At 70.7% G+C, this 24944-nt stretch carries 24 protein-coding genes; 11 read left to right on the top strand and 13 right to left on the bottom strand.

Features of this window, described 5'->3' with window-relative positions; all coding sequences use genetic code 11:
• Nucleotides 1-226 precede the first annotated feature (226 nt).
• From ALSL_RS00270 to ALSL_RS00260, 3 genes are all read left to right on the top strand, one after another.
• Nucleotides 227-1246, top strand: coding sequence for a hypothetical protein (locus tag ALSL_RS00270; RefSeq protein ID WP_126535557.1), 1020 nt, complete (start codon nucleotides 227-229; stop codon nucleotides 1244-1246).
• A gap of 270 nt (nucleotides 1247-1516) precedes the next feature.
• Nucleotides 1517-1981, top strand: coding sequence for a SixA phosphatase family protein (locus ALSL_RS00265; protein ID WP_126539924.1), 465 nt, complete (start codon nucleotides 1517-1519; stop codon nucleotides 1979-1981).
• Between the two features lie 155 nt (nucleotides 1982-2136).
• Nucleotides 2137-3894: a phospholipase D-like domain-containing protein gene (locus ALSL_RS00260; RefSeq protein WP_174928818.1), complete on the top strand. Its 1758-nt coding sequence runs from the start codon at nucleotides 2137-2139 to the stop codon at nucleotides 3892-3894.
• 12 nt (nucleotides 3895-3906) lie between these two features.
• Here the strand turns inward: ALSL_RS00260 and ALSL_RS00255 are convergent, their stop codons facing one another.
• Both ALSL_RS00255 and ALSL_RS00250 read right to left on the bottom strand, forming a co-directional pair.
• The gene (locus tag ALSL_RS00255; RefSeq protein WP_126535553.1) at nucleotides 3907-4431 is read right to left on the bottom strand and encodes an energy transducer TonB; all 525 of its coding nucleotides are present in this window, start codon (nucleotides 4429-4431) and stop codon (nucleotides 3907-3909) included.
• Between the two features lie 6 nt (nucleotides 4432-4437).
• Nucleotides 4438-5718, bottom strand: a complete 1281-nt coding sequence (locus ALSL_RS00250; RefSeq protein WP_126535551.1) for an acetyl-CoA C-acetyltransferase — start codon at nucleotides 5716-5718, stop codon at nucleotides 4438-4440.
• Between the two features lie 123 nt (nucleotides 5719-5841).
• Between ALSL_RS00250 and ALSL_RS00245 the strand changes: the two genes are divergently transcribed.
• Nucleotides 5842-6966 (top strand): hypothetical protein, encoded by a 1125-nt coding sequence (locus ALSL_RS00245; RefSeq protein WP_126535549.1) that lies wholly within the window; start codon nucleotides 5842-5844, stop codon nucleotides 6964-6966.
• 3 nt (nucleotides 6967-6969) lie between these two features.
• Here the strand turns inward: ALSL_RS00245 and ALSL_RS00240 are convergent, their stop codons facing one another.
• The 3 genes from ALSL_RS00240 to ALSL_RS00230 form a co-directional block, all read right to left on the bottom strand.
• Nucleotides 6970-7425: a GNAT family N-acetyltransferase gene (locus ALSL_RS00240; protein ID WP_126535547.1), complete on the bottom strand. Its 456-nt coding sequence runs from the start codon at nucleotides 7423-7425 to the stop codon at nucleotides 6970-6972.
• A 71-nt stretch (nucleotides 7426-7496) separates the two neighbouring features.
• Nucleotides 7497-8870, bottom strand: a complete 1374-nt coding sequence (gene ntrC / locus ALSL_RS00235) for a nitrogen regulation protein NR(I) (protein WP_126535545.1) — start codon at nucleotides 8868-8870, stop codon at nucleotides 7497-7499.
• Nucleotides 8867-9871 carry a two-component system sensor histidine kinase NtrB gene (locus ALSL_RS00230; protein ID WP_231700244.1) on the bottom strand — a complete coding sequence of 335 codons (1005 nt, stop codon included), beginning with the start codon at nucleotides 9869-9871 and terminating at the stop codon, nucleotides 8867-8869. Before ALSL_RS00230 ends, ntrC begins: the two co-directional genes overlap by 4 nt.
• Nucleotides 9872-9990: 119 nt before the next feature.
• Between ALSL_RS00230 and ALSL_RS00225 the strand changes: the two genes are divergently transcribed.
• From ALSL_RS00225 to ALSL_RS00200, 6 genes are all read left to right on the top strand, one after another.
• Complete coding sequence (locus ALSL_RS00225) at nucleotides 9991-11019, top strand: LacI family DNA-binding transcriptional regulator (RefSeq protein ID WP_126535543.1); 1029 nt, start codon at nucleotides 9991-9993, stop codon at nucleotides 11017-11019.
• 256 nt (nucleotides 11020-11275) lie between these two features.
• The gene (locus ALSL_RS00220; protein ID WP_126535542.1) at nucleotides 11276-13789 is read left to right on the top strand and encodes a TonB-dependent receptor; all 2514 of its coding nucleotides are present in this window, start codon (nucleotides 11276-11278) and stop codon (nucleotides 13787-13789) included.
• Nucleotides 13786-15741, top strand: a complete 1956-nt coding sequence (locus ALSL_RS00215; protein ID WP_126535540.1) for an alpha-amylase family glycosyl hydrolase — start codon at nucleotides 13786-13788, stop codon at nucleotides 15739-15741. Before ALSL_RS00220 ends, ALSL_RS00215 begins: the two co-directional genes overlap by 4 nt.
• Nucleotides 15728-16657, top strand: a complete 930-nt coding sequence (locus ALSL_RS00210) for a PfkB family carbohydrate kinase (RefSeq protein WP_126535538.1) — start codon at nucleotides 15728-15730, stop codon at nucleotides 16655-16657. The genes ALSL_RS00215 and ALSL_RS00210 overlap by 14 nt, the downstream gene beginning before the upstream one ends.
• Nucleotides 16654-17967 (top strand): MFS transporter, encoded by a 1314-nt coding sequence (locus tag ALSL_RS00205; protein WP_126535536.1) that lies wholly within the window; start codon nucleotides 16654-16656, stop codon nucleotides 17965-17967. Before ALSL_RS00210 ends, ALSL_RS00205 begins: the two co-directional genes overlap by 4 nt.
• Before the next feature lie 24 nt (nucleotides 17968-17991).
• Nucleotides 17992-18537, top strand: coding sequence for a DUF488 domain-containing protein (locus ALSL_RS00200; protein ID WP_126535533.1), 546 nt, complete (start codon nucleotides 17992-17994; stop codon nucleotides 18535-18537).
• A gap of 11 nt (nucleotides 18538-18548) precedes the next feature.
• Here the strand turns inward: ALSL_RS00200 and ALSL_RS00195 are convergent, their stop codons facing one another.
• Together ALSL_RS00195 and glnA are read right to left on the bottom strand one after the other, a co-directional pair.
• Nucleotides 18549-18971, bottom strand: coding sequence for a hypothetical protein (locus ALSL_RS00195; protein ID WP_126535532.1), 423 nt, complete (start codon nucleotides 18969-18971; stop codon nucleotides 18549-18551).
• A 114-nt stretch (nucleotides 18972-19085) separates the two neighbouring features.
• Nucleotides 19086-20495, bottom strand: a complete 1410-nt coding sequence (glnA, locus tag ALSL_RS00190; RefSeq protein ID WP_126535530.1) for a type I glutamate--ammonia ligase — start codon at nucleotides 20493-20495, stop codon at nucleotides 19086-19088.
• 278 nt (nucleotides 20496-20773) lie between these two features.
• Here glnA and ALSL_RS00185 point away from each other — a divergent pair, with 278 nt between their 5' ends.
• Nucleotides 20774-21559, top strand: a complete 786-nt coding sequence (locus tag ALSL_RS00185) for an undecaprenyl-diphosphate phosphatase (RefSeq protein ID WP_231700243.1) — start codon at nucleotides 20774-20776, stop codon at nucleotides 21557-21559.
• A gap of 9 nt (nucleotides 21560-21568) precedes the next feature.
• Here the strand turns inward: ALSL_RS00185 and ALSL_RS00180 are convergent, their stop codons facing one another.
• From ALSL_RS00180 to ALSL_RS00155, 6 genes are all read right to left on the bottom strand, one after another.
• Nucleotides 21569-22702, bottom strand: a complete 1134-nt coding sequence (locus ALSL_RS00180; RefSeq protein ID WP_126535526.1) for an AI-2E family transporter — start codon at nucleotides 22700-22702, stop codon at nucleotides 21569-21571.
• Nucleotides 22699-22989 (bottom strand): hypothetical protein, encoded by a 291-nt coding sequence (locus ALSL_RS00175; protein WP_126535524.1) that lies wholly within the window; start codon nucleotides 22987-22989, stop codon nucleotides 22699-22701. The genes ALSL_RS00180 and ALSL_RS00175 overlap by 4 nt, the downstream gene beginning before the upstream one ends.
• Nucleotides 22986-23429 (bottom strand): ABC transporter ATP-binding protein, encoded by a 444-nt coding sequence (locus tag ALSL_RS00170; RefSeq protein WP_126535522.1) that lies wholly within the window; start codon nucleotides 23427-23429, stop codon nucleotides 22986-22988. The genes ALSL_RS00175 and ALSL_RS00170 overlap by 4 nt, the downstream gene beginning before the upstream one ends.
• Nucleotides 23430-23437: 8 nt before the next feature.
• Nucleotides 23438-23815 carry an ElaB/YgaM/YqjD family protein gene (locus ALSL_RS00165; RefSeq protein ID WP_126535520.1) on the bottom strand — a complete coding sequence of 126 codons (378 nt, stop codon included), beginning with the start codon at nucleotides 23813-23815 and terminating at the stop codon, nucleotides 23438-23440.
• 40 nt (nucleotides 23816-23855) lie between these two features.
• Nucleotides 23856-24011 carry a DUF1328 domain-containing protein gene (locus tag ALSL_RS00160; protein ID WP_126535518.1) on the bottom strand — a complete coding sequence of 52 codons (156 nt, stop codon included), beginning with the start codon at nucleotides 24009-24011 and terminating at the stop codon, nucleotides 23856-23858.
• A gap of 124 nt (nucleotides 24012-24135) precedes the next feature.
• Complete coding sequence (locus ALSL_RS00155; protein ID WP_126535516.1) at nucleotides 24136-24768, bottom strand: YbhB/YbcL family Raf kinase inhibitor-like protein; 633 nt, start codon at nucleotides 24766-24768, stop codon at nucleotides 24136-24138.
• Nucleotides 24769-24944 lie beyond the last annotated feature (176 nt).

Genomic DNA, 24944 nt, shown 5'->3' with positions numbered 1-24944 from the left:
CAGCGCGGCGACGCCATGCGCGACTGGGTGGCACTGGCCATGCTAGCAAGCGCGGCCGGCCGATCGACAGCGCACCCGGTCGCGGGCTAAGCATCGAGTCATGCGAGGCCAGCCAGGCCGGCGGCTTTGCGTTCTCCCGCCGGCTTTTCTTCGACCACCAGGGACAGCTGCGCTTAATGCCGCCTTGCGTATGCTTGCCGGCCCCGCCCGTCGAGGAAATCGCCTCATGCGCCGATCACGCCGCCTGACCGCATGGCTGGCCTGTCTGTTCAGCCTGGCCTCGCTGCCGCTTGCCGCGCAGGATGCCGCGGACGCCCAAGCCCGCACGCAGGCGCTCGTCGCCTTCCAGCGCGACCTGGTGAGCGTGCTCGCCCCGCGCGCCGACGCCACCCCGCTGCTGGCCGCCGCCCTGCTCGCCCGCACGCTGCCCGATCCGCCCAAGTTCAGCGATTTCCACGCCCTGATCGAACGCGCCGCCGCCGCGCCCGGCCACGGTCCGGCGGTGGACTGGGTGCGCCTGGCCGACTGCGACGAGCGCGCCGGCGACTGCCCCAACGCCAAGGCACTGGCCGCGCTGGAAACCGAGGCGGCGGACAACGCCGCCGTGTGGCTGCTCAAGCTCGGCCAGGATCTGCGCGCGGGCGACACCGAGGCCGCGCACGCCGACCTGGCCCGCGCGGCCTCGGCCAAGCTGTACGACGACTACACCGGTGCCAGCCTGCAGGCACTGGCGCTCAACGTCGGGCTGCTGCCGCCGCCGACCTCGGTGCAGTATCCCGGCGGCGGGGCCGCCGGCATCCAGGTGGTGCTGACCTTCAGTCTGGCCAGCCTGCAGCCGCAACCGGTGCTGCCCCCGGTGGCCAAGCTGTGCGAGGACGATGCCGCGGTCAAGGACGACTGCCGCCGCCTCGGCAAGCTGCTCGAGTGGGGATCGAGCCCGCTCGCGCGCTCGCTCGGGCTGCATCTGCGCGAAACCCTGGACCCCGATCCCGCCCAGCAGGAGGACGCCCGCCGCGCGCGGCGCGTGCTGGCCTGGCAGGTACACAGTTTCGCCAACCTGACCGCCCGCGCGCCGACCGACGCCAAGCTCGCGCGCGACCTGCTCGCCCTGGCCCGCGAAGGCGGCACCGAAATGAGCCTGACCCTGGCCGCGCTGCGCGCCAACGGCATCCCCATCGAGCCGCCCGCCGCCTGGCAGCCATCCGCGCAGGACGCGGCCCAGGCACCGCAGGCATCGACGCGCTAGGCAAGCGGCGCTTCATCCGGCGTTTTCCATCCGGGGCAGAAGGCCGGCCTGCCGCAAGGACGGCAAGCCCCAGGGAGGCATGGCGCGGCGTGGGGCGTGCACCCGCCGCCCGCCGCGGGAAAAGCCCCGGACGGCCTGTTCAAGCATCACGCTGGCCGGGGAAGCCGGTTCCCTTACACCGGCTTCCCCGGCTAGGCTTGCCACCGACCGCGGACGGGCCGCGCCAGGCCGCTCCCGCGAGGCACGCCCATGGCAGATGAGGGTTTTTCCATGCACGAGTTGATGCTGTTGCGTCATGCCGAGGCCGAGCCCGGCAAGGATGACCGCGCCCGCAGCTTGAGCATGCGTGGCCGCGACGAGGCCGCGGCGGCGGGCCGCTGGCTGAAGGCGCATCGCCGCCTGCCCGAACGGGTGCTGTGCTCGCCGGCCATGCGCACCGTGCAGACCGCCGAGCTGGTACTCGACATCGCCGCGCCGGAGCTCGCCATCGAGCTGTCCGAGGCGATCTACGAAGCCACCCCCGGCGAGCTGCTCGCCCTGCTCGACCAGCATGCCGACGCCGGCAGCGTGCTGCTGATCGGCCACAACCCGGGGCTCGAGCGGCTGGTCGCGCTGATGGTCGAAGGGCGCTCGGACGATTTCCGCGGCATGCCGCCGGCCGGCATCGCCGTACTGCATCTGGATGACGCCCTGGAACCGGGCCGTGCCCGACTGGACGCGTTCTGGTCCCCCTAGTCCGCGCCGCGGCGACGGCGCCAGCCTTCCCGCGCCACCACCGGTACGGACGCCTCGCCGTCCTCGCCGGGCTGCTACTCCTGGTCGCGCTGCTCGACGGCTGCGCACTGACCCGCGAACAGATCCGCCGCGCCGATGCCGTCGTCGCCGCCAGCATGGACCGGCGCAGCACCTGCGCGCAGCCGGACCATTGCGCGCTGCCCTCCGCGGTGCTCGCCGCCGCCGACGCCGCGCTCGCCGCGGCCACGCCGCAGGCGCCCCGGCATCTGGCCAGCGTGCTGGACGAGGGTGAGACCGCGCTGGTGGCGCGGCTGCACCTGATCCGCGCCGCGCGCGACACGATCGACGTGCAGACCTACATCTGGGACCACGACGACGCCGGCCTGCTGGTGCTGGACGAATTGGTGCAGGCGGCCTGGCGCGGGGTCAAGGTGCGCATCCTGGTCGATCAGCTTTCCGCCTTCGGCGACCTGAGCCTGATCGACCGCCTGGCGCGGGTCAGCCCCAACCTGGAAGTGCGCCTGTACAACCCCACCTTCGACCGCGCGCAGATCTCGCCGCTGGGCTGGGCCGCCGGCATCGTCTGCTGCTTTTTCCGCTTCAACCAGCGCATGCACAACAAGCTGCTGCTGGTCGACGACCGCGTCGGCATCACCGGCGGGCGCAACTACCAGAACCGCTATTTCGACTGGGATCCCGTGCTCGACTTCGTCGATCGCGACATCCTCATCGGCGGACCGGCGGCGCGGTCGATGGCGGACAGTTTCCTCCTGTTCTGGAACCATCCGCGCAGCGTGCCGCTCACCCACCTGCGCGACGTCAACCGCCGCCTGCGCACGCACCCGGACGCGCCGGGCTGGCCGCCACCGCGCTACGCCGATCCCAGTCGGGTCGCCCAGGCGCGCCGCGAGGCGACGGATGCGCAATGGATCCAGGACCACATCCTGGCCGACAGCCTGCGCGTGGGTACCGCCGAGTTTTTCAGCGACCTGCCGGGCAAGACCGAGACCCCGCACGAACGTGCGGCGCTCGCCTTCACCCGCCGGCTGATGCAGCTCATCGCCGGGGCGCGGCACGAGGTGGTGCTGCAGACGCCCTACCTCGTCATGGGCGATCGCGCCACGAAGATCTTCGCCGGCCTGCGTCGCAAGCAGCCGCCGCCGCAGATCGTGGTCTCCACCAACTCGCTGGCCTCCACCGACGGCTTCGCCGCCTATGCGCTCACCTACAAGCACCGCAAGCGCTACATCAAGGAGCTGGGTTTCGAGATCTACGAGCTCAAGCCGCATGCGCGCGATCCGTGGCTGGTCTATCAGCGCACGCGCATGGGCAATGGCACGCCGCCATCTCCGGAGCAGGCGCCCACCGAACCGGCCGTGTTCGCGCATTCCGAACAGGGCGGGCTGCTCGGCAGCCATGGCGGCCGACCGGTGCCGCTGGAAAGCGGCGGACTGCGCTTTAGCCTGCATGCCAAGTCGCTGGTGGTCGACAGCAGCTTCGCGATGATCGGTTCGCACAACTTCGACCCGCGTTCGGACCACTACAACACCGAGGCGGGCGTCATCGTCTACGACCACCGCCTGGCCGCGCGCCTGCGCGGCGCGATCCTGCGCGACGTGCGGCCGGAGAACGCCTGGGTGGTCGCCCCGCGCGAGCCGGTGCCGGTGCTCACCGACATCAGCCAGGCGATTGGCGACGTGTCCTCCAGCCTGCCGTTGTTCGATTTCTGGCCGTTCCGCTACGCCACCGATTTCGAGCTCAAGGACGGCTGCGCGCCGATGCGGCCGAGCAACCCGGCCTTCTACAGCTGCTATCGCCCGGTCGGCGACTTCCCCGACGTGGCGATGACGCCCAAGGCGATCTACACGCGGCTGATCACCGCCTTCGGACTGGGCGTGCAGGGCATCCTGTGAGGCCGCGCGTCTTCAGGGCCCGCGCGCAAGGCCATCGGCGTCCGCGCCGGTGAAGTGGATGGTGAGCGTGCCGCGCCGGGCGCCGCCGTCGCGCGGCGCGGCAAAACGCCAGCCGCGCACGTTGGCCAGCGCATAGGCGTCGAGCACCGCATCGCCGCTGCTGCGATCGAGCGTCGCCGAGGCCACGGCCCCGGTCGCATCCAGCGTCACCGCGATCGCCACGCTGCCGTCCAGATGCCCGCGCAGGGCCGCATACGGGACGTCCGGCGCCGGCGCGTCGAGCGGGACCAGCGCCGCCGTGGCGGCCGTCGCCGGCATCGTCGCGAGGATCGGCGTCGCGGCCGGCCGCGCGCGCCGGAGCGCCATCGCGTGCGGCCGGCCGGGCCGCGACGGACTGTGCCGCGGCGACGGCGCGGCCCCGGCCGCCGGGCGCGGACCTTGCCAGTGCGCGGTGCGTTCGCTCAGCCACTGCGTGCCGAGGATGCCGAGCAACAGCGCCAGCAGGCTCCAGGCGGTGGTCGTGCGCAGCCGCGGCATGGCGTGTCAGCGCTCCAGGATCATCGCCACGCCCATGCCGCCTGCGGTGCATACCGAGATCAGCCCGCGCCCGGCGCCCTTGCGCTCGAGCAGCTTGGCCAGCGTCGCCACCAGCCGCGCGCCGGTGGCGGCGAACGGGTGGCCGACCGCGAGCGAGGAGCCGGTGACGTTGAATCTGGCAGGATCGATCGCGCCCAGCGGACGATCGCGGCCGAGGCGGGTGCGGCAGTAGTCCTCGCTTTCCCAGGCGCGCAGCGTGCACAGCACCTGCGCGGCGAAGGCCTCGTGGATCTCGTAGTAGTCGAAATCCTGCAGCGCGAGGCCATTGCGCGCGAGCAGCCGCGCGACCGCCACCGTGGGCGCCATCAACAGGCCCTCGCCATGCACGAAATCCACCGCGGCGACCTCGGCGTCGCGCACGAAGGCCTGCACCTTGAGCCCGCGCGCGGCGGCCCAGCCCTCGCTGGCCAGCAGCACCACCGCCGAACCGTCGGACAGGCCGGTGGAATTGCCGGCGGTGAGCGTGCCGGCGCCGCTGCGGTCGAAGGCGGGCTTGAGCGCAGCGAGTTTTTCCAGGCTGGTGTCCGGGCGCAGGAAGCCGTCGCGCCTGACGCCGCGGAACGGCACCACCAGATCCTCGAAGAAGCCGTCCTCGTAGGCGGCGGCGAGCTTGCGCTGGCTTTCCAGCGCGAAGCGGTCCTGATCGGCGCGATCGATCCGCCACTGCCGGGCCATCTTCTCGCAGTGCTCGCCCATCGACAGGCCGGTGCGCGGCTCGGCGACGGTAGGGAAAAAGGGCTTCAGCTCGCGCAGCGAAAAACCGCGGGTGGCGGCGGCCAGCTTGTCCTGCCAGCCGCGGGCACGCGCGATCGCCAGCAGCCGCTTGCGCAGGCGCGGGCTGTAGCCGAGCGGCAGGTCGCTGGTCGAATCCGCGCCGCCGGCGATGCCCGCCTCGATCTGGCCGAGCGCGATGCGGCTGGCGATGAGGATGGCGTTGTCCAGCGAGGTGCCGCAGGCGCGCGCGGTGGTGATGCCCGGCGTGGTCGCGGCGAGCCCGGAGGACAGCACCGCCTCGCGCGCCAGGTTCCAGTCGGTGGCCTGGCGCAGCACCGCGCCGATCGCCACTTCACCGAGCTCGACGCCATGCAGGCCGAAACGCTCGACCAGGCTGCCCAGCACCTTGACCGACAGGCCGAAATCGCCGACGTCCGCATAGGCGGTGTTGCGTCGGCAGAACGGGACGCGCACACCGCCGAGCACGCCGACGCGCTGAGGCCTGTTGTCCATGCGCAAGTGGGTTCCTTCGCCAAGGTGCCTGAGCGTTCAAGGCTAGCCGCAGCAGAGGCCCGGCGAAAGCCTGCCGGGGCGGCTGCTACCATCGCCGGTTTCCCGCCGTTTCGAATCGCGCCCATGCAAGCCCACGCCGCCGTCGCCCTGCCGCTGGTGCTCGCGCTCGAGCCCGTCGCCGGCACCGCGCCGGCCCGTCCGACCCTGACCCGCGACGAGGCATCGGCGCTGGCCGCGCACGTCGCCGACGATCTCGTTCGCCTGCTGCCCGACCTCGCCCACACCCGGCTCGCGCTCGCCGGCGCGCTGTTCGACCTGGTCGAACTGCTGCGGCCCGGATTTCCGGTCTGGTCGACGCTGGAGGAACTCGCCCGCCGGCTGCCGCAGGCGCAGCTCGCGCAGGTGGTCGCCTTCGGCAGCCGCGACGGCCGCATGCCGGTGCAGCCGCTGCAGCCGGATCCGGCCTTCGCGCAGGGACCGCTGCGGTTGCTGCCGATCGTCCTGCTCGCGCCCGCGGCGCTTGCCGACACGCTGCGGCAGACGCTGGAAACCGAGCTGGTCGGCCGCGGTGAGGCGGGTACGGTGTGCGCCGATGCGCTGATGCGTCTGTTCGACGTGCGCCTGGAGCACGCCCGCTACCTGACCCGCGACGATCTCCTGGCGCTCGCCTGCGTGCAGTACGAACACGTCAACCTGGCGCCACTGTGGACGCTGCTGGAGACGGCGCTGCTCGACCCTTCCACGGGCGTGACCACGCAGAGCGCGCGCGGTCTGGAGCTGGCGCTGACGGCGGGCACGGTACGCGTGTCATCCCCGGCGCGCTGGCTGGAAGGCCAGCACGGCGACGGCGCCCAGCGCCGGCATGCCTTTGCCGGCGCGATCTTCGAGCTGCGCCAGTACGCCGCACTGCTCGAGGCGCACGGCCTGGCGCTCGCGCTGGACGGCGGCAGCCCGGCACCGGCCGGCCTGCTGCTGGAACGCTTCCCCGCGCCCACGACCGCCGCGCCGTCGCGTGCCTATGCGCACACGGCGCCGGGCCTGGGCATCGTCGCGGTCAGCGTCGTCCAGGACACGGCCGAGACGAACCGCCCGCATCCGCTCGCCCATCTCTATCCACTCGCGCCCGCCGCCCTGGGCGAACTGCGTGCGCTGCTCGCCGCGCAGTTCGGCATCGAGGCGTGGGACAGCGGCCCGATCGCGCTCACCGACCAGGGCCGGCTCGGCGTGCCCGGCGCGGCGCTGCATTGACGGTCAGGCGAGGGCGCGCTCGTACATGAGGTAATGGCAGCGGCGCATGCCCAGCCGCGCATAGATGGCCTGCGCCCGCGTGTTGCCGGTTTCCACGTACAGGCGCAGGCCGACCGCGCCGGCGGCGCGGGCACGCCGCTCGACCTCGGCATAGAGCGCGCGGAACACGCCGCCGCGCCGCGCCGCCGGGATCACGTAGACGCTCTGGATCCACCAGAAATCGCCGTTGCGCCAGTCGCTCCATTCGTAGGTGACGAGCAGGCCGCCCTGCGCCTTGCCGTCGCGCTCGGCCACGAGGTAGAAGCCGCGGCGCGGCTCGTCGAACACGGCCGCGATGCCGCGGGCGAGCACCTCGCGGTCCAGTGTCTTGCCTTCGGTCTCCACGGCCATCGCCGCATTCCAGGCGATGAGGTCGGCCAGATCCTCGCGGCGGGCGGGACGGATGGAAAGCGCATGCATGCGTGGTATCCCCCTGAAGTCTTGCGTCGAGCAGCGTAGCGGGCGGCGCTGGTGCCGGTAAATGGCGGCGGTCAGCGCCGCCGGCGCGAGGTGCCGAGCTTGCGGGTCAGCGTGTTGCGGCCCAGCCCGAGCGCGGCGGCGGCGCGCTGGCGGTGGCCGCCGTGCGCGGTCAGCGCCGCCTCGAGCAGGGTGCGGTCGAGCGCGGCGCGGGCGCGGGCGTGGATGTCCGCCTCGCCGGCCGCCAGCGCCTCACTCGCCCACGCGCGCAGGGCGCCGGTCCAGCCGCTGGCCGCGGTCGGCGCGGCATGCGGGGCGGGGCCCAGATCCTCCGGCTGGATCTCCGCCCCCGGCGCGATCACCGCCAATCGCCGGCAGAGGTTTTCCAGCTCGCGCACGTTGCCGGGAAAGTCGCGCCGCTCCAGCGCGGCGAGCGCGGCACGCGAGAAGCGCTTGGGCGGCAGCTTCAGCGCCTGCGCGGCGGCGGCGAGGAAGTGCCTGGCCAGCAGCGGGATGTCGGCGCGACGCGCGGCGAGCGGCGGCAGCGCGATGCGCACCACGTCCAGCCGGTGTTTGAGGTCGGCGCGGAAGCGCCCGGCGGCGACCAGCGCATCCAGATCCTGGTGGGTGGCGGCGACGATGCGCACGTCGCCGCGGATCAGCTCGCGGCCGCCGACGCGGTAGAACTCGCCGCCGGCGAGCACGCGCAGCAGGCGGGTCTGCAGGGCGAGCGGCATGTCGCCGATCTCGTCCAGGAACAGGGTGCCGCCCTCGGCCTGCTCGAAGCGGCCGGCGACGCGACGGCTGGCGCCGGTGAAGGCGCCGGCCTCGTGGCCGAACAGCTCGCTTTCCAAAAGTTCGCCGGGAATGGCCGCGGTGTTGAGCGCGACGAACGGCTTGTCGCGCCGCGCGCTTTCCTCGTGCAGCGCCCGTGCGACCAGTTCCTTGCCGGTGCCTGTCTCGCCGGTGATGAGTACGTTGAGGTCGCTCGCCGCCACCCGGCCGATCAGCCGGAACACCTCGCGCATCGGCGCGCTCTCGCCGAGCAGCGCATGGGTGGGCGCCGCGGCGACGGCGGGCGGCTCGCCGGGCAGCCCTTCCAGCGCGCGCCGCACGGCGGCCACCGCCTGGTCCAGATCGAAGGGCTTGGGCAGGTAGTCGGCCGCACCGGCACGATAGGCCGCGGCGGTGGTGGCGACGTCGGTGTAGGCACTCATCACGATCACCGGCAGCCCGCGCTCGCGGCCGGCGGCGAGCAGGCCCAGGCCGTCCTCGCCCGGCATGCGCACGTCGGTGACCAGCAGCGCCGGGCGCGTCTTCGTCCAGGCCTCGCGCACCGCGGCGGCGCGATCGAATTCGCGCACCTCGTAGCCGGCCTCGCGCAAGGCCTCGGCGAGCACGTAGCGCACCGCGCGGTCGTCGTCGGCGATCCAGACGGCAGGGTTCATGGCGCACGCTCCAGCGGCAGGTACAGGGCGAACACGGTTTCAGTCGCGCGCGGCAGGTAGCGCAGTTCGCCGCCGTGCTCGCGGGCGATCTCGCGGGCGATCGCGAGCCCGAGGCCGGTGCCGTCGGCGCGGCCGGACACCAGCGGTTCGAACAGTGTCTCGCGCAGTTCGGCGGGCACGCCAGGGCCGTCGTCGGCGAACTCGACGCGCAGGGCACTGCGCAGCACGCGGTCGCCCAGACGCACGGCGTGCTCGGCGCGGGTGCGCAGGGTGAGCGTGCGCGCGCCGGCCTCGAGCGCGTTGCGGGCGAGATTGAGCGCCAGCTGCAGCAGCCGGTCGGCATCGGCGCGGATGTCCGGCAGGCTGGGATCGTAGTCGTGCCGCAGCCGCGGCGGCGCCGGCTCGGCCTGCAGCCGGGCGACCAGCCGCTCGAGCATGGCGTGGATGTTGACCGCCGCGAGCCTGGGCGCGCCCTGCTGGTGCAGCAGGCGGTCGGCCAGCGCGGCGAGACGGTCGGCCTCTTCCAGCACCAGTCCGGCCAGCCGCTTGAGATCCGCCTCGCCGGCGCGGCGCTGCAGGAGCTGTGCGGCGCCGCGCAGGCCGGCGAGCGGATTCTTCACCTCGTGGGCGAAGCCACGCAGCGTCGCCGACAGCGGCGAGGCAGCCGGATGCCCGTCGGCGAGCGCATGCAGTTCGAGCAGCAGGGTGTCGCCGGCCAGCCCCTGCAGCGCCGCATCCACCCGCCGCTCGCCGCCGTCGGCGGTGCGCAGGGCGAGGTCGCGCCACTGCACCGCACGGCGCTCGGCCAGCAGCATGCGCGCCTGCGCGGCCACCGTGGGTTCGGCCAAAAGCGCAGCGAGCGGCAGCCCGACCGCGCTGCGCGGCCCGAGGCCCAGCCATTCGGCCAGGGTCGGGTTGATCCAGCTGAGCCGCAGCGCGCCGTCGATCAGGGCGAGCCCGGTCGTCATCTGCTCGGCCCATGCCTGCCAGTCGGTCGTCATTGCACCATCATGGGACGTGCGCGCACATGGTGCAAACACCTCGCCGCCCAGGCCGCCCGGCATAATGGAAAGGCCACAGGCCGCCGGCGGGATGCTCTTTTGCCTCAGGAAGCACCGACATGAACCGCAAGGACAAGCCGCCCAGGCGCATGCAAATGGCCGATCTGGCGCGGCTGGCCGGCGTCTCGTCCTCGACCGTTTCGCGGGCGCTGGCTGGCAGCCCGCTGGTGAACGAGGCCACCCGTGCACGCATCCAGGCGCTGGCGCGGCAATTCGACTACACCGTCAACAGCGTGGCCACCCACCTGCGCTCCGGCGTGCCGCGCACGATCGCGGTGGTGGTGCCCTACGAACAGGCGACCCGGCAGAGCTTCGCCGATCCGTTCCTGCATGGCATGGTCGGCAGCCTGGCCGACGCCCTCACCGAACGTGGCTACGAAATGCTGCTCGCGCGCGTGGACGCCGAGCGGCTGGAAGGCGCGGCGACGCTGGTCGCGGGCGGGCGCGCGGGCGGGCTGATCCTGATCGGACAATGGCACCAGCACGCCACGCTCAACGCCCTCGCCCAGCGCGGCATTCCACTGGTGGTCTGGGGTGCGCGGATGCCCGGCCAGCGCTACAGCACGGTGGGCGGCGACAACCTGCTGGGCGGACGCCTGGTCGGCGAACATCTGCTGGCGCTCGGCCGGCGGCGGATGATCTTTCTGGGCGACACCAGCCTGCCGGAGGTGGCCTTGCGCCACCGCGGCTTCTGCGCCGCCCTGCGCGCCGGCGGCGCGAGTGCCCCGGCGCGGGCCAGCGTGCCGTTCCTGGCCGAGCGCGGACGCGCGGCGATGCTCGCCCTGCTCGACCGCCATCCGGACGTCGACGCCGTCTTCGCCAGCAGCGATCTCCTGGCGATGGCGGCCATCGGTGCCCTGCGCGAGCGCGGGCGCGAGGTACCCGGCGAGGTCGCCGTGGTCGGCTACGACGATGTCGAGCTCGCGGCACACTTCAGCCCGCCGCTGACCACCGTCCGCCAACCGATCCAGTCCGGCGGCGAGGCGCTGGTCGAGCGGCTGCTCACGATCCTGGCCGGCGACTCCGCGCCACGCGCGCAGCTCCTGGAAACCCGGCTGATCGAGCGCGCCAGCACGCGATCGTCCTGACGCATCGCAACAAGCCGCCCGTCGCGGCAACGCCGGCGACCGGATCGGCCATCGTTGCAATCGTTGTCAAAAATCAGCGCCGACGGAGGGATGAAGCGGTCTTTGAAGCGCTATCGGCAGCCGCTCCGTCCATGCTGCAACGCGCATTGCAATCGATTGCAAGACGGTCGATCTTGTCATCGAGGCCACCGCTTGCGTGGTCCGGCCACCGTGGACGCCCCCGGCGATCCCACCTCATCAGGGGAGGAACTCATCCATGTATCGACCCGTGCTCACCCGCCGCACACTCGTCACCGCGCTCTGGCTGGCCCTGCTGCCGGCCGCCGCCGTGGCGCAGACGCAGACGTCGGCATCCACCAACGACAACCCCGCACCCGGCCAAGAGGCCCCAGCGGCCGCCAAGAAGGCCGTGAACCTGGACCAGATGGTGGTCACCGCCTCGCCCGCCGCGCTCAGCAAGATGAGCTCGAGCATCTCGGTGAGCAGCCTGGAGGCCGATCAGATCCTCGACAGCGGCGCCCTGAGTGCAGCGGACATCCTGCGCGACGTGCCCGGCATCCGCGCCGAATCCTCGGGCGGCGACGGCAATGCCAATGTCTCTGTGCGCGGCCTGCCGGTCGCCTCCGGCGGCAGCAAGTTCGCCCAGTTCCAGATCGACGGCATGCCGGTGCTGGAGTTCGGCGATACGTCCTTCGCCACTCCCGACACCTTCCTGCGTCCGGATTTCAACATCGACCACGTGGAAGTGGTGCGCGGCGGATCCTCCTCGGTGTTCGCCAGCAATGCCCCCGGCGCGGTGTTCAACTTCATCACCAAAACCGGCGAGGAAAAGGGCGGCGACATCGGCCTCACCACCGGCGTCAACTACGACAGCCAGCGGCTCGATTTCGACTACGGCCAGCCACTCGATGCCAGCACGCGCTTTCATGTCGGCGGCTTCTTCCGCGACGGCGAGGGTCCCAAGACGGCCCACTTCACCACCCAGAAGGGCGGCCAGTTGATGGGCAACCTCACCCACGACATCGACGGCGGCTTCCTGCGGCTGAGCGCGCAATACCTCAACGACCGCTCGCCGGCCTATCTACCGGTGCCGGTCTCGATCACCGGCAGCAATGGCGATCCGCTGGTCAGTTCGCTGCCTGGCTTCAACCTCAAGACCGGCACGCTGCTCACACCGCGCTGGCGGCACGACCTGGCGCTGGAGGCCAACGGCCACATCAAGGACACCGATCTTGCCGACGGCTATCACTCGATCGTGCGCGCCCTGGGCGGCGAGGGCCTGTTCACCCTGGCCGACGGCTGGACCCTGCACGAGCAATTCCGCTATGCGGACAACAGCGGCGACTTCGTCGGCCCCTATCCGGCCGAGGTGAACACCGCCGCTGCGCTGGCGCAGGAGATCGGCGGCGCCGGCGCCACGCTGCGCTATGCCACCGGCCCGATGGCGGGCCAGGTGGCCGATCCCGCCACGGTGGGCAACAACGGCCTGGCCACGCGCGTGCACCTGTTCAACGTCACCCTGCCCAACATGGGCAACTTCACCAACGACCTCAAGCTCAAGCACGAGTTCGATTTCGCCGGCGGTCCGATGACCTTCCTGGCCGGCTATTACCATTCCCGCCAGAACATCCGCCAGGACTGGCACTGGAACACCTATCTCGAAACCGTGCAGGGCCAGCGCGCGAATCTGCTCGACGTCTACGACGCGACCGGCCGCAAGCTGACCCAGAACGGCCTGGTCAGCTATGGCACGCCCTACTGGGGTATCGGCACGGGGCTGCGCGCCTACAACACCCATTACGACATGGATGCGCCGTACCTGTCGCTGTCCTGGCAGCCGGACCGCTGGCAACTGGACGCCGGCGTGCGCTACGACCACATGCGGGCCCGCGGCGGCTACACCGGCGTGGCCGGCGTGAAGGCGGTGGACATGAACGGCGACGGCGTGATCGAGGGCCCCGAACAGTCCGTACCGTATGCCGATGCCAGCGCGCACAAGCCGGTCGATTACGACAAGCACCATCTGGAATACTCCTTCGGCGCCAACTATCTGCTGAGCGAGGAGCTGGCCCTGTTCGCCCGTGCCAGCCGCGGCGCCCGCTTCAACGCCGACCGCCTGCTGTTCGGCGGCGGCATCCTGGACGATGGCAGCGCACCCGACGGCGTGGCGATCAACGAGGTCAAGCAGTACGAGGGCGGGGTCAAGTGGAACACCCGCCACACCAGCCTGTTCGTCACCGGTTTCTATGCCACCACGGAGGAGCAGAACCAGGACGTCACCTCGCTGATCCAGCGCCTCATCAGCCGCAAGTACCGCTCCAAGGGCGTGGAGATCGAAGGCTCGCTCGACTACGGCATGTTCAGCCTGCGTGGCGGCGTCACCTACACGCACTCGCGCATCATCAAGGACGCGATCACCCCCGAGGCGGTGGGCGACACCCCGCAGCGGCAGGCCAAATGGGTGTACCAGATCGGCCCGAGCTGGCACGTGCGCGCCTTCGATTTCGGTGCCACCGCGATCGGCACCAGCAAGTCCTACGCGAGCAATCCCAACGGGCTGGTGATGCCGGCCTACACCCAGGTCAACGCCTTCGTGCGCTACGCGATCGACGATCACAACACGATCACCCTGCAGGCCGACAACGTGTTCAACGTGCGCGGCATCACCGAGATCGACCAGAGTCCGGTCTCGGTCACGCCCAACGGGCTCAATACCGCCCGCTCGATCCTGGGCCGCACGATCTACGCCAGCTGGCGCTACCGCCTATGACGCTCACGCGAGAGCCGCCGGCCGCCGCCGTGCCGGCCGACCTGCTCGCCGCGGCGCGGCAGGCCTTCCTGGCGGCGGTCGGTACCCGCCGCCAGGCCTGCGCCGAACGGCGTTTCGCGACGGCCGGCCCGACGCTGGTCGCGGCGTTGCACGCGCTCTACGGCGAGCGTGCGGATTTCCGGCCGTGGCTGCGCGATCTGTGCGGCCGGCTGGGCGGCTTCGCCGGTGCGCGAAACGAGGCGCTGGCGGCACTCGATGCCGCCCGCGAACGGGAGCCGGATTGGTTCGTGCGCCAGCGCATGCTGGGCTACTCGGCCTATGTCGACCGCTTCGCCGGCACGCTTTCGGGAGTCGCCGGACGCATCCGGCATCTGCGTGCGCTGGGCGTGGACTACCTGCATCTGCTGCCCTTCCTGCGCGCCCGCGCCGGCGAGAATGACGGCGGCTTCGCCGTCGCCAGCTTCGACGAGATCGAACCCGCACTCGGCACCATGGATGACCTCACCCGGCTCACCGCGCAATTGCGCGAGGCCGGCATCAGCCTGTGCGCCGACCTCATCCTCAACCACGTCGCCGACGATCATCCCTGGGCCCGTGCCGCCCGCGCCGGGGATGTGGCCAAGCGCGCCTTCTTTCATGTCTTTGCCGACCGCCGCCTGCCCGATGCCTACGAGGCCACCCTGGGCGAGGTCTTTCCGCAGACCGCGCCGGGCAATTTCACCCATGTGCCGGCACTGGGCTGGGTCTGGACCACGTTTTATCCCTATCAGTGGGATCTCAACTACGCCCATCCGCCGGTCTTCGCCGAGATCGCCTGCGCGATGCTGCGACTGGCCGAACGCGGCATCGAGGTGTTCCGGCTCGACTCGGCGCCGTTCCTGTGGAAGCGGCTGGGCACCGCCTGCCTCAACCTGCCCGAAGTACACACCCTGCTCGTCGCCCTGCGCGCGGTCACCGCGCTGGTCGCTCCGGGCGTCCTGCTCAAGGCCGAGGCGATCGTTCCCGCGCCGCAGGTGCTGCCCTATTTCGGCAGCGGCCCGTGGCGCGGCCGCGAATGCCAGCTGGCCTATCACAGCAGCCTGATGGCCAGCGGCTGGGCCGCGCTCGCCGAAGGCCACGCCGAGCTGCCGCGGGCCCTGCTCATGCACACGCCGCCGCCGCCCGAGTCGGCCGGCTGGGTGAGCTATGTGCGCTGCCACGACGACATCGTCTGGAACGTGCTCAAGCCCTTGGTGGAAGAGGTCCTGGGCGACGACTTCGAGCGCCGCATCGGACGGGCGGCGGCCTTTCTCGAAGGACGGGTGGACGGCAGTTTCGCCCGCGGCGCCGCGTTCCAGAGCACGGACGCGGACGGCGTGCACGGCAGCAACGGCATGACGGCCGCGCTGGTCGGCCTGCCCGACGATCCGGAGGCGACGCCTTCGGCAGAGGCATTGCGCCGCTTCGCCCTGCTCTATGGCCTCGCCCTGTGGACCGGCGCGGTACCGCTGGTCTACATGGGCGACGAGCTCGGCCAGGGCAACAACGACGATCCGGCCGACGCGGCACGGATCGCCGCCGACGGCCGCTGGCTGCAGCGGCCACGCCTGTCCGACCATGCCCTGGCCTTGCAAGAGGCCGGGCGGGGCGTGCCGGCCGCCACTTTCGCGACCTTGCGCGCGCAGGTCGCCGCCCGGCGTGACCCGCGCTGGCCGGCGCTCGCCACGGTCGAGGTCTGCCCGGCGCCAGAACGCAGCCTGCTCGTCCTGCGCCGCGGCCCGGGCGCGCTGGCGGTCTTCAACTTCGGCGCGACGGCGCTGACGCTGGATCTGCGCCGATTCGGCGCTGGCACGGGCAAGACCGATCTCTACGCCTGCGGCGTCGAAGGCCAGGGCGACATCCGTACGCTGGCGCCGTGGGCGGTACTCTGGCAGGTCGATTCCGGACAGAGTGATTCCGATGCGACGACATGAAGCGATCATCTTTGGCGAGGCCCTGGTGGATGCCTTCGCCGATGGCTTGGTGGCCGGCGGCGCGCCGTTCAACGTGGCCTGTCATCTGGCCGCGCTCGGCTTCGACCCCTGGCTGGTCAGCCGCATCGGCGAGGACGAGGCCGGCGCCGTGCTGCGGGCCACGGCCGCCCGCTGCGGCCTGCGCCTCGACGGCGTCCAGCGCGACGCATGCACCGCGCGCGTCCTCGTCCACGAGGATGGCGGTGGACACCGTTTCGAGATTCCGCCGGCACAGGCCTTCGACCGCATCGAGCCCGAGACCGCCCGCGCCGTCCGCCTCGCGGTGCGCGATCCGTTGCCATGGCTCTACTTCGGCACCCTGGCCCTGCGCGCGCCCACTTCGCGCGCGGCGCTCGCGGCCTTGCGCGCGGCCGGTCCGCACCGCGCCTTCGTCGACCTCAACTGGCGCGAGGCAGGGCCGCCGCCGGACGTGATCGTCGCCGCGCTCGACTCGCTCGCCGTGCTCAAGCTCAGCGACGAGGAACTCGCCCGGCTGCTCGGCTGGCTCGGCCTGCCGGCCACCGACGGTCGCGCCCTGCCCGGCCGCAGCGAGGCCGCGTTGCGCGTGCTCGCCGAGCGTACCGGCGCCGCCACCTTGCTGGTCAGTCACGGCGCCGGTGGAGCGAGCGCCTGGGACGGCACCGGCCGCGCGATCGCCCACGCGCCCGCACCCGCCTTGCCGGCGCTGGTGGACACCGTCGGCGCCGGCGATGCCTTCAGCGCGATGATGCTGGCGGGCCTGCTCGAGGAACGCCCGCTCGCCGAGGCGCTCGAACGCGCGGTCGCCTTCGCCGGCACGAGCTGCACCTGGCGCGGCGCATTGCCGGCCGACCTCTCCGTCTACCAGCCCTGGCGCAGCACGGGCGCAGCGCCATGAGGCAACACAAGCCGCGGCTCGGCTTCTGGCAGATCGTCAACATGAATGTCGGTTTCTTCGGCATCCAGTTCAGTTTCGGGCTGCAGCAGAGCAACATGAGCCCGATCTACAAGTACCTGGGTGCCGAGGACGGCAGCCTGCCGTATCTATGGCTGGCCGGGCCGATCACCGGCCTCATCGTGCAGCCCCTGATCGGCGCCTTGAGCGACCGCACCGACTGCCGGCTGGGCCGGCGCACGCCCTATTTCCTGATCGGCGCGCTGATCTGCAGCCTATGCCTGCTGGCGATGCCGTTCAGCCCGACGCTGTGGATGGCCGCGGGTCTGCTGTGGGTGCTCGATGCGGCCAACAACGTGACCATGGAACCCTACCGGGCCTTCGTCAGCGATCGCCTGGACGCCTCGCAACACAGCGCCGGCTTTCTGGTGCAAAGCGCGTTCACCGGCCTGTCGCAGACGCTCGCCTACCTGACTCCATCCATCCTGGTCGCCCTGGGCCTGCGCCTCGATGCGGCCAACGCCCACGGCATCCCGTACGTGGTGGTCGCCGCGTTCGTGATCGGCGCGGTGTTTTCCATCGTCACCGTGGCCTGGTCGGCCTGGACCACGCCCGAATGGCCGCTCGATCCGGCCGAACGGGCCGCACTCGCCAGCCAACCGCGCACGCCGGGCGCCATCGTGGCGGAGATCGTCGATGCCGTGCGCACCATGCCCGAGACGATGCGCCGGCTGGCGGTAATGATGCTCTGCCAGTGGTATGCGATGTTCTGCTACTGGGAATACATCACCCTCGCGCTCGCGCACGGCCTGAGCGGCAGCACCGACGCGCGCAGCCCGGGTTTTGCGCAGGCCATGCTGCTGACGGGGCGGATTGGCGGCCTTTACAACACGGTGGCCTTCGTCGCCGCGCTCGGCATGCTGCCGCTCGCACGCAGGTTCGGACCGCATCGCCTGCATGCGCTGTGCCTGACCCTCGGCGGGCTCGGGCTGCTGTACCTGCCGCAGATCCACGCGCCGGCCTGGCTGGCGCTACCCGCGATCGGGCTCGGCCTGACCTGGGCGAGCCTGATGGGCAACCCCTACGCCATGCTCGCCGGCTGCATTCCACCGGCGCGGGTGGGCGTCTACATGGGGCTCTTCAACGGCTTCATCGTATTGCCGATGCTGGCGCAGATCCTCACCGTGCCGCTGCTCTACCACCGCGTGCTCGGCGGCGTGCCGGAAAACGTGATCCGCCTGGCCGGCGCGGGCCTGCTGGCCGCCGCGCTCCTGGCCCTGCGGGTGAAGCCGGCGGCTGCCGCCGCGCGCTGAGGACCCCTGCGGCATACTCGTCGCATGCCGGCCACCCGCTTTTTCACCGTCGGTCACTCCAACCGCACACTCGCGGCCTTTCTGGCCCTGCTCGAGGAAGCGCACATCGAGCGCGTGGTCGACGTGCGCCGCTTTCCGGTCTCGCGGGCGATGCCGCAGTTTGCCGGCGCGACGCTCGCCCGCGCGCTCGCGCAAGCGGGCATCGACTACGCCCACCGACCCGCGCTCGGCGGACGGCGCGGGCCCGCAGGCGAACCGGATGCGCGCACCGCGCTGTGGGAGCACACGGGCTTTCGCACCTATGCCGCCTATGCGCTGACGCCGCCCTTCCGGGCCGCGCTCGACGAGCTGGAGACGTTCGCGCACGGCCGACGCTGCGCGCTGATGTGCGCCGAGGCCCAGTGGTGGCGCTGCCATCGCCGCATCATCGCCGACTACCTGCTGGCCCGCGGCCATCGCGTGGTGCATCTACTCGCACCGGACCTGCGCCAGGAGGCCACGCTCACTGCCGGCGCCGAGGCCACCGCGCAGGGCATCCTGTATCCATCGCCGCAAGGCAGCCTGCTGTGAACGGCGGCCCTTCAGGGCGTTCGCGTGCCCTGGCCGGGCTTGACCTTCACGTAGGGCACGAAGCTGCCCAGGCTGATGCTGCCGCGCGGCATACGCGTGCCCGAGTCGTACAGCTCGACGATGTCCATCCGGCACAGCTGCGAGCCGTGCGGATAATCCACCATCACGATGTCGCGGCGCAGGATCGCGGCGCCGGACGGCCGGTTGAGATACAGCGTGTCGCCATTGCCGCGGTAGAGGATGGCGGTGCCGTCGATGATCTGCGTGCCATGCAGCTCGGACAGCAGCACGCAGTCGCGCGGTTTGCCCGCCTGATAGCCCGCCAGACGCTTGGCGAGTTCCGCCTCGCCGCGCGCGCGACCCTCATTCGCGCCATGGGCGGCGCCGGCCGCCAGGGCCAGGACGGCGATCAACCAGGCACTCGCGCGGGTCATGACGCATCCTCCACGGGGATTCGATGAGGCGACGGTAACGGGGTGATCGTACCGCCTGAAACGACGACGGGCGCACAGGGCGCCCGTCGTGGCGGCAGACCGGCGCTCGGCCGGTCAGATCGCGTAGTACATCTGGAACTCCAGCGGATGCGTGCTGGCGCGATAGGCGGTGACTTCCTTCATCTTGAGCTCGATGTAGGCATCGATGAAGTCGTCGGTGAACACGCCGCCGGCCTTGAGGAAATCGCGGTCCCTGTCCAGCGCGTCGAGCGCGGCGTCGAGGCTGGAACACACCTGCGGGATGTTCTTCTCCTCTTCCGGCGGCAGGTCGTAGAGATCCTTGTCGGCCGGCGCGCCCGGGTCGATCTTGTTCAGGATGCCGTCCAGCCCCGCCATCATCAGCGCGGTGAAGGTGAGATAGCCCGACTGCACGGGGTCGGGGAAGCGCACCTCGATGCGCCGGCCTTTGGGACTGGCCACGTACGGAATGCGGCAGCTCGCCGAGCGGTTGCGCGCCGAGTAGGCCAGCATCACCGGCGCCTCGAAGCCCGGCACCAGGCGCTTGTAGCTGTTGGTGGTGGAATTGGCGAAGGCGTTGATCGCCTTGGCGTGCTTGAACACGCCGCCGATGTACCACAGCGCGGTCTGGCTGAGGCCGCCGTAGAGATCGCCGGCGAACAGGTTCTGCCCGCCCTTGGACAGCGACTGGTGCACGTGCATGCCCGAACCGTTGTCGCCGACGATCGGCTTGGGCATGAAGGTGACCGTCTTGCCGTTCTGGTGCGCCACGTTCTTGATCACGTACTTGAGCGTGATCAGCTCGTCGGCCTTCTTCACCAGCGTGTTGAAGCGCGTGCCGATCTCGCACTGGCCGGCGTTGGCCACCTCGTGGTGATGCACTTCCACCGCGATGCCGAGCGATTCGAGCACCTTGCACATGTCCGCGCGCAGGTCTCCGAGCGAATCGACCGGGCTGACCGGGAAATAGCCGCCCTTGACGCCGGGACGGTGGCCGGAGTTGCCTTCGTCGTACTTGAAGCGCGAGCTCCACGCCGCCTCCTCGGAGGTGATCTCGTAGAACACGCGGCCCATGTCGTTCTGCCAGCGCACCGAATCGAAGATGAAGAACTCCGGCTCCGGGCCGAAGAACGCGGTGTCGGCGATGCCGGTGGACTTGAGATAGGCCTCGGCGCGCTTGGCGATCGAGCGCGGGTCGCGGCCGTAGGCCTGCATGGTCGAAGGCTCCAGCACGTCGCAGTGCAGGACCAGTTGCTTGTGCGCGCTGAACGGATCGACGTAGGCAGTGTCCGGGTCGGGCATCAGCACCATGTCCGATTCGTTGATGCCCTTCCAGCCGGAGATCGAGGAGCCGTCGAACATCTTGCCGTCCTCGAAGGTCGACTCGTCGATGGCATGGGCGGGGAAGGTGACGTGGTGGTGCTTGCCGAGCATGTCGGCAAAACGCAGATCGACGAACTCGATCTCGTGTTCGGCGATGAGATCGAGCACTTGTTGAGCGGGCATGGAAACCTCTGGATCGGGGGTGGAAACGCAAGACCATTTAGCAATGCCCATGCCAGCCCTGGCAAGACCGCCGATGCCGGCCCAGGGCGCGGACACCACCCCCTCGCGGCTCCTTTTTGAACCTTAAAGGTGCAATGATTGCGCGAAGATGGTGCATCCGTGGCTTCGTATCGAAGCTCCGAAAAACCTCGCCACGTCCGCGCTTTGCGCGCGATTTGCGTAAGCTAGGCCGCCCGGCGCCAGGCGCCGTTTTCCCCGTGACTTTGCGGAGCGCGCGCGTGGCACTCGTCGTCGTGGTTTTGCTCGGCCTGATCGAAGGCATCACCGAGTTCCTGCCGATCTCCTCCACCGGCCATCTCCTCATCGCCGAACATTGGCTCGGCGCGCGCTCGGACCTGTTCAACGTCGGCATCCAGGCCGGCGCGATCCTGGCGGTGACGCTGATCTACCGCGAGCGGCTGCGGGAACTGCTCACCGGCTGGCGCGTGCCGGCCCACCGCGACTACCTCGCCAAACTGACCCTCGCCTTCCTGATCACCGCCGGGCTCGGCTTCGTCGCGGTGAAACTCGGCTTCAAACTGCCCGAGACGGTGACGCCGGTGGCCTGGGCGCTGATCCTGGGCGGCGTGTGGATGCTCGCCGCCGAGCGCATCGCCGCCGGGCGGCCGCCATGCCGGGCGGTGAGCTGGCGGGTGGCCGTGTGGGTGGGTCTGGCGCAGATGCTCGCCGGCATCTTTCCGGGCACCTCGCGCTCGGCGGCGACCATCTTCGCGGCCATGCTGGCCGGCACTACCGAACGCGCGGCGGCCACCGAGTTCGCCTTCCTGGTCGGCATCCCGACCATGTACGCCGCCACCGGCTATGAGCTCCTGAAGACGCTCAAGACCGGCGCCGGCCATGAGGACTGGAGCGCGCTCGGCATCGGCTTCCTGGTCTCGGCGGTCACCGCCTTCGCCGCGGTGAAATGGCTGCTCGGCTACATCCGCAGCCACCGCTTCACCGCCTTCGCGGTGTATCGCATCGTGCTCGGCACCGTGCTGCTCCTCGTGCTCGCCGCGCGCTGAAAAAAGCGTTCAGCGCTGGACCAGCCGCGCAAACCACGCCCAGCCGCGCACGCGCTCGGCGATCAGCTTGAAACTGGTCAGCATCGGCACCGCCAGCAGCGCGCCGGGAATGCCCCACAGCCAGCCCCAGACCAGCAGCCACAGCAGGATCGCGATCGGCGACAGCCGCATGCGCCGGCCCTGGATCATCGGCGTGAAGAAGTTGCCTTCGAGGATGGTGATGCCGGCGAAGGTCGAGGCCGGCAGCAACGCGCTGCCGACGCTGTCGAAGTGGATCAGCCCGACCAGCGCCAGCAGCGTGGTGGTGGTGATCGCCCCGACGTAGGGAATGAAATTGGCGAGCATCGCCACCGTGCCCCACAGCAGCGGGTCGGGCATCCCGTAGAGCCACAGCATGCCGGTGGTGATGAGGCCCAGCGCGGCGTTGATCAGCACGGTGGTGAGGATGTAGCGCGAGACCTCGCTCTGGATGCCGCGCACGATCGCCACCGTGTGGCGGCGGTAACCGAAGCCGGGCGTGAGCTGCACCAGCCGGCGCAGGATGGTGTCGCCGAACACCAGGAAGAAAAACACCAGCAGGATCACGGTGAGGATCGCCGCCAGCACCTTGGGCGCCTTGGCGATCACGTCCCAGGCGGTGATCGCCACCGCCACCGGACGCGAAGGCTGGACGCGCACCACCTGGCCGCTGACCAGCGACTGGGTGGCGCGGCTGGCCGCCTCCAGCGGACCGGCCAGGCTCTTGAGCTTGGGCACGAAACTCTTGATCGCAGCCGGCACGTTGTGGAACCAGCCGAGCGCCGGCTGGGCCAAAAGGCCGATGCCGGTGCCGATGCCGCCGACCAGCGCCAGCATCAACACGCACGAGGACAGCCAGCGGGGGATGCCCCGCCGCGCGGCCCCGGCCACCAGCGGATTGAGCGCCAGCCCCAGGAAGGTGGCCAGGAGCAGCGGAATGATCAGCTCGCGCGCCAGGGTGACCGTGTACAGCAGCGCCAGCAGGCAGAGGATGGCCAGCATGTGACGGATCGCCGCCAGGTGCCGGCCGGTCATGCGCGGCGGCACCGTGGCGGCGGTCCGTACAGGGGCCGCATCCACCGGCCGCTCGGGCGCGGAGGGCGGCACGGCCAAGGGTACGGTCATGGGGTGTCGTCGTCTTCCAGCGTGGTGGCGAACCAGCGCGCGCCCTGCAGCAGCAGCTCGAACAGACCGCCGCGCAGCAGCGGTGCCGCGGCCCGTGCCGGCGCGGCACGCCCGCCGCCCACACAGCCGGCCACGAAGCCGACGCCGGCAGCCACGCCCAGCGTGGTGAGCGGGTAGGTGTAGCCGCGTACCAGCAGGGCCGCGACCGGTTCCTGCACCTCTCGGCGCGCCAGGCGCAGGCGCGCCTGGGCCTCACGCACACGGGCATGGCGGGCGAAAAGATTCATGACGGGGTGTCCTCCTGCTCGGCACGGCGGATGCGCTCCTCGGCCCGCGCCCGGCTCTCCTGCAGCATGGACCGCCATTCGGCGCGCGTGGCCGGCAGGCTCATCCAGTGCAGGCAACGTCTGAACAGCAGCATGCAGCCCAGCATGACCACGAGCTGAACCAGAAACAAGACCGCCAGCGCCCAGGTCCAGGAGCCCAGCCAATGCGCCAGCGCCACACCCACCAGCGCGAGTGCGGTCAAGCCGCTGCCGACCGCCGCCACGATCGTGCAGAGCGCGGTCAACAGCAGCCATGCGATGGCGCCGCGGGCAAGCCCGAGCTCGGCGGACAGCAGGCCGAGCTGGGCACCGAACAGATGCTTGATGCCGCGGCCGAGGCGCGCGAGCTCGTCCAGCAGACGGCTGTCCCCCGGCGCCTCGGGCTGTTCCGGCTCAGCCATGGAAGGGGTCAGCGCCGCAGCACGCGGCCGAGCAGCCAGCCGGCACCCAGGGCCATCGCCACCGACTGCACCGGCTTGCGCCGCACGTAATCACGGGCGATATCCAGCCAGGCATCGGCGCGGTCGACCGCTTCCTCGTAGGCCTCGCGGCTGCGCTCACGCAGCTCGCTGGCCTTGTCGGTGGCGCGATGGGCGGCGGCGGCGGCCTTGTCGGTGGCGTGATGGACCCCGCTCTCGACACGGTCGGCGACGTGCTCGACGGTTTCCTTGGCGCTGGCCACCGCTTCGGAGGTCGCCTGCTTGATGCGCTCGGCGCGCTGGTCGATGCGGCTGTCCAGTTTGTGCGACAGGTCCTCGGGCATGGCGTTTTGCAGATTCTCGTTCATGGCAGGTCTCCGGTAAGGGGTGACTCGATGGGCCGCACGGTCATGTGCTGCGGCGGAAGAACGACACGATCGCCAGGATCAGGAAGATGACGAACAATACCTTGGCGATCCAGGCCGCGGTGCCGGCGATGCCGCCGAAACCCAGGACGGCGGCGATGATGGCGATGATCAGGAAGACGATGGCGTAGTGCAGCATGACGGCGACTCCTTAGGCGGCGTGATGGGCACCCGCATCGCTTCCGATGCGGGCTTCAGTGTGCGCCGATCCTGCGCAGCGCGACGCCATCGTCGTGTGAAAGTCCCGTCCCCATCGCCTTGAATTATCCGCCCGTCCCGGCCAGGGCGGGATTGAGCGTGTAGGTGCCCACCCAGGCCGCGCTGGCGAGCACGTGGCCGGCCATCGCCCGGCGGAGATCGTCGAGCGTGAAGCCCGCTTCGAGCGCAAGACGGGCCACGTCCAGCGCATGCAGCTCGAAGTGGTAGTGGTGCACGCGGCTGTCGTTCCAGGGCGGACACGGACCGTCGTAGCCCAGATAGTCGCCCGTCATGTCCGGATCGCCGGCAAACCAGTCGCTGTAATGGTTGCGGCCCTGCACGCTGCCCGGCGGGCCCGGCGGCTGGCGCTTGCCGTGCGGCACCACGCCCGCGCTGCAGGAGCCGGCCGCCAACTGCGTGCAATCCGGCGGCACGTTGGCAAGCAGCCAATGCACGAACTCGGTCCGCGGCAGATCGGCCGGCAGCGTCTTGCCGGGCTGGTTGGCATCGTCGCGCCGGCTCGGCGCATCCGGATCGATGCAGGTGATCACGAAGGAACGCGTGCCGGCCGGCGCCTCGCCCCAGGCCAGGTGCGGGTTCAAGTTTTCGGCCAGCTCCACTGGCTGACCGATGCGCGCGAAAGCGAAGCGGGAGGGGATGGGCTGTCCGTTGGCGAAACTCTCACTGCGCAGATACATGGTTGTTCCTCCTCGGCTCAAGGATGGCTCCATGCTACCGGCCGGCGGTGAAGAAGGCCCGAAGGCGTTTTTGGAAAAACTTGCCTGGTCTTGGCATTTCTTACCGGCATCCCGGCCCCCCTTGGCCGATCGGGCCTTGGGCGGCGGGCCGGCACGGCTCTTGCCACGTGATCCGG

Origin of the sequence: Aerosticca soli (genome assembly GCF_003967035.1) — a bacterium.
Lineage (GTDB): Bacteria > Pseudomonadota > Gammaproteobacteria > Xanthomonadales > Rhodanobacteraceae > Aerosticca > Aerosticca soli.
The sequence above is the reverse complement of the archived record's forward strand: the minus strand, read 5'-3'. Positions and strand labels throughout refer to the sequence as shown.

What these genes read in the sequence shown, in the direction of transcription:
- ALSL_RS00270 (WP_126535557.1), top strand. Translation starts at nt 227, where the DNA reads ATGCGCCGATCACGCCGCCTGACCGCATGGCTGGCCTGTCTGTTCAGC.
- ALSL_RS00265 (WP_126539924.1), top strand. Translation starts at nt 1,517, where the DNA reads ATGCACGAGTTGATGCTGTTGCGTCATGCCGAGGCCGAGCCCGGCAAG.
- ALSL_RS00260 (WP_174928818.1), top strand. Translation starts at nt 2,137, where the DNA reads ATGGACCGGCGCAGCACCTGCGCGCAGCCGGACCATTGCGCGCTGCCC.
- ALSL_RS00255 (WP_126535553.1), bottom strand. Translation starts at nt 4,431, where the DNA reads ATGCCGCGGCTGCGCACGACCACCGCCTGGAGCCTGCTGGCGCTGTTG.
- ALSL_RS00250 (WP_126535551.1), bottom strand. Translation starts at nt 5,718, where the DNA reads ATGGACAACAGGCCTCAGCGCGTCGGCGTGCTCGGCGGTGTGCGCGTC.
- ALSL_RS00245 (WP_126535549.1), top strand. Translation starts at nt 5,842, where the DNA reads ATGCAAGCCCACGCCGCCGTCGCCCTGCCGCTGGTGCTCGCGCTCGAG.
- ALSL_RS00240 (WP_126535547.1), bottom strand. Translation starts at nt 7,425, where the DNA reads ATGCATGCGCTTTCCATCCGTCCCGCCCGCCGCGAGGATCTGGCCGAC.
- ntrC (WP_126535545.1), bottom strand. Translation starts at nt 8,870, where the DNA reads ATGAACCCTGCCGTCTGGATCGCCGACGACGACCGCGCGGTGCGCTAC.
- ALSL_RS00230 (WP_231700244.1), bottom strand. Translation starts at nt 9,871, where the DNA reads ATGACGACCGACTGGCAGGCATGGGCCGAGCAGATGACGACCGGGCTC.
- ALSL_RS00225 (WP_126535543.1), top strand. Translation starts at nt 9,991, where the DNA reads ATGAACCGCAAGGACAAGCCGCCCAGGCGCATGCAAATGGCCGATCTG.
- ALSL_RS00220 (WP_126535542.1), top strand. Translation starts at nt 11,276, where the DNA reads ATGTATCGACCCGTGCTCACCCGCCGCACACTCGTCACCGCGCTCTGG.
- ALSL_RS00215 (WP_126535540.1), top strand. Translation starts at nt 13,786, where the DNA reads ATGACGCTCACGCGAGAGCCGCCGGCCGCCGCCGTGCCGGCCGACCTG.
- ALSL_RS00210 (WP_126535538.1), top strand. Translation starts at nt 15,728, where the DNA reads ATGCGACGACATGAAGCGATCATCTTTGGCGAGGCCCTGGTGGATGCC.
- ALSL_RS00205 (WP_126535536.1), top strand. Translation starts at nt 16,654, where the DNA reads ATGAGGCAACACAAGCCGCGGCTCGGCTTCTGGCAGATCGTCAACATG.
- ALSL_RS00200 (WP_126535533.1), top strand. Translation starts at nt 17,992, where the DNA reads ATGCCGGCCACCCGCTTTTTCACCGTCGGTCACTCCAACCGCACACTC.
- ALSL_RS00195 (WP_126535532.1), bottom strand. Translation starts at nt 18,971, where the DNA reads ATGACCCGCGCGAGTGCCTGGTTGATCGCCGTCCTGGCCCTGGCGGCC.
- glnA (WP_126535530.1), bottom strand. Translation starts at nt 20,495, where the DNA reads ATGCCCGCTCAACAAGTGCTCGATCTCATCGCCGAACACGAGATCGAG.
- ALSL_RS00180 (WP_126535526.1), bottom strand. Translation starts at nt 22,702, where the DNA reads ATGACCGTACCCTTGGCCGTGCCGCCCTCCGCGCCCGAGCGGCCGGTG.
- ALSL_RS00175 (WP_126535524.1), bottom strand. Translation starts at nt 22,989, where the DNA reads ATGAATCTTTTCGCCCGCCATGCCCGTGTGCGTGAGGCCCAGGCGCGC.
- ALSL_RS00170 (WP_126535522.1), bottom strand. Translation starts at nt 23,429, where the DNA reads ATGGCTGAGCCGGAACAGCCCGAGGCGCCGGGGGACAGCCGTCTGCTG.
- ALSL_RS00165 (WP_126535520.1), bottom strand. Translation starts at nt 23,815, where the DNA reads ATGAACGAGAATCTGCAAAACGCCATGCCCGAGGACCTGTCGCACAAA.
- ALSL_RS00160 (WP_126535518.1), bottom strand. Translation starts at nt 24,011, where the DNA reads ATGCTGCACTACGCCATCGTCTTCCTGATCATCGCCATCATCGCCGCC.
- ALSL_RS00155 (WP_126535516.1), bottom strand. Translation starts at nt 24,768, where the DNA reads ATGTATCTGCGCAGTGAGAGTTTCGCCAACGGACAGCCCATCCCCTCC.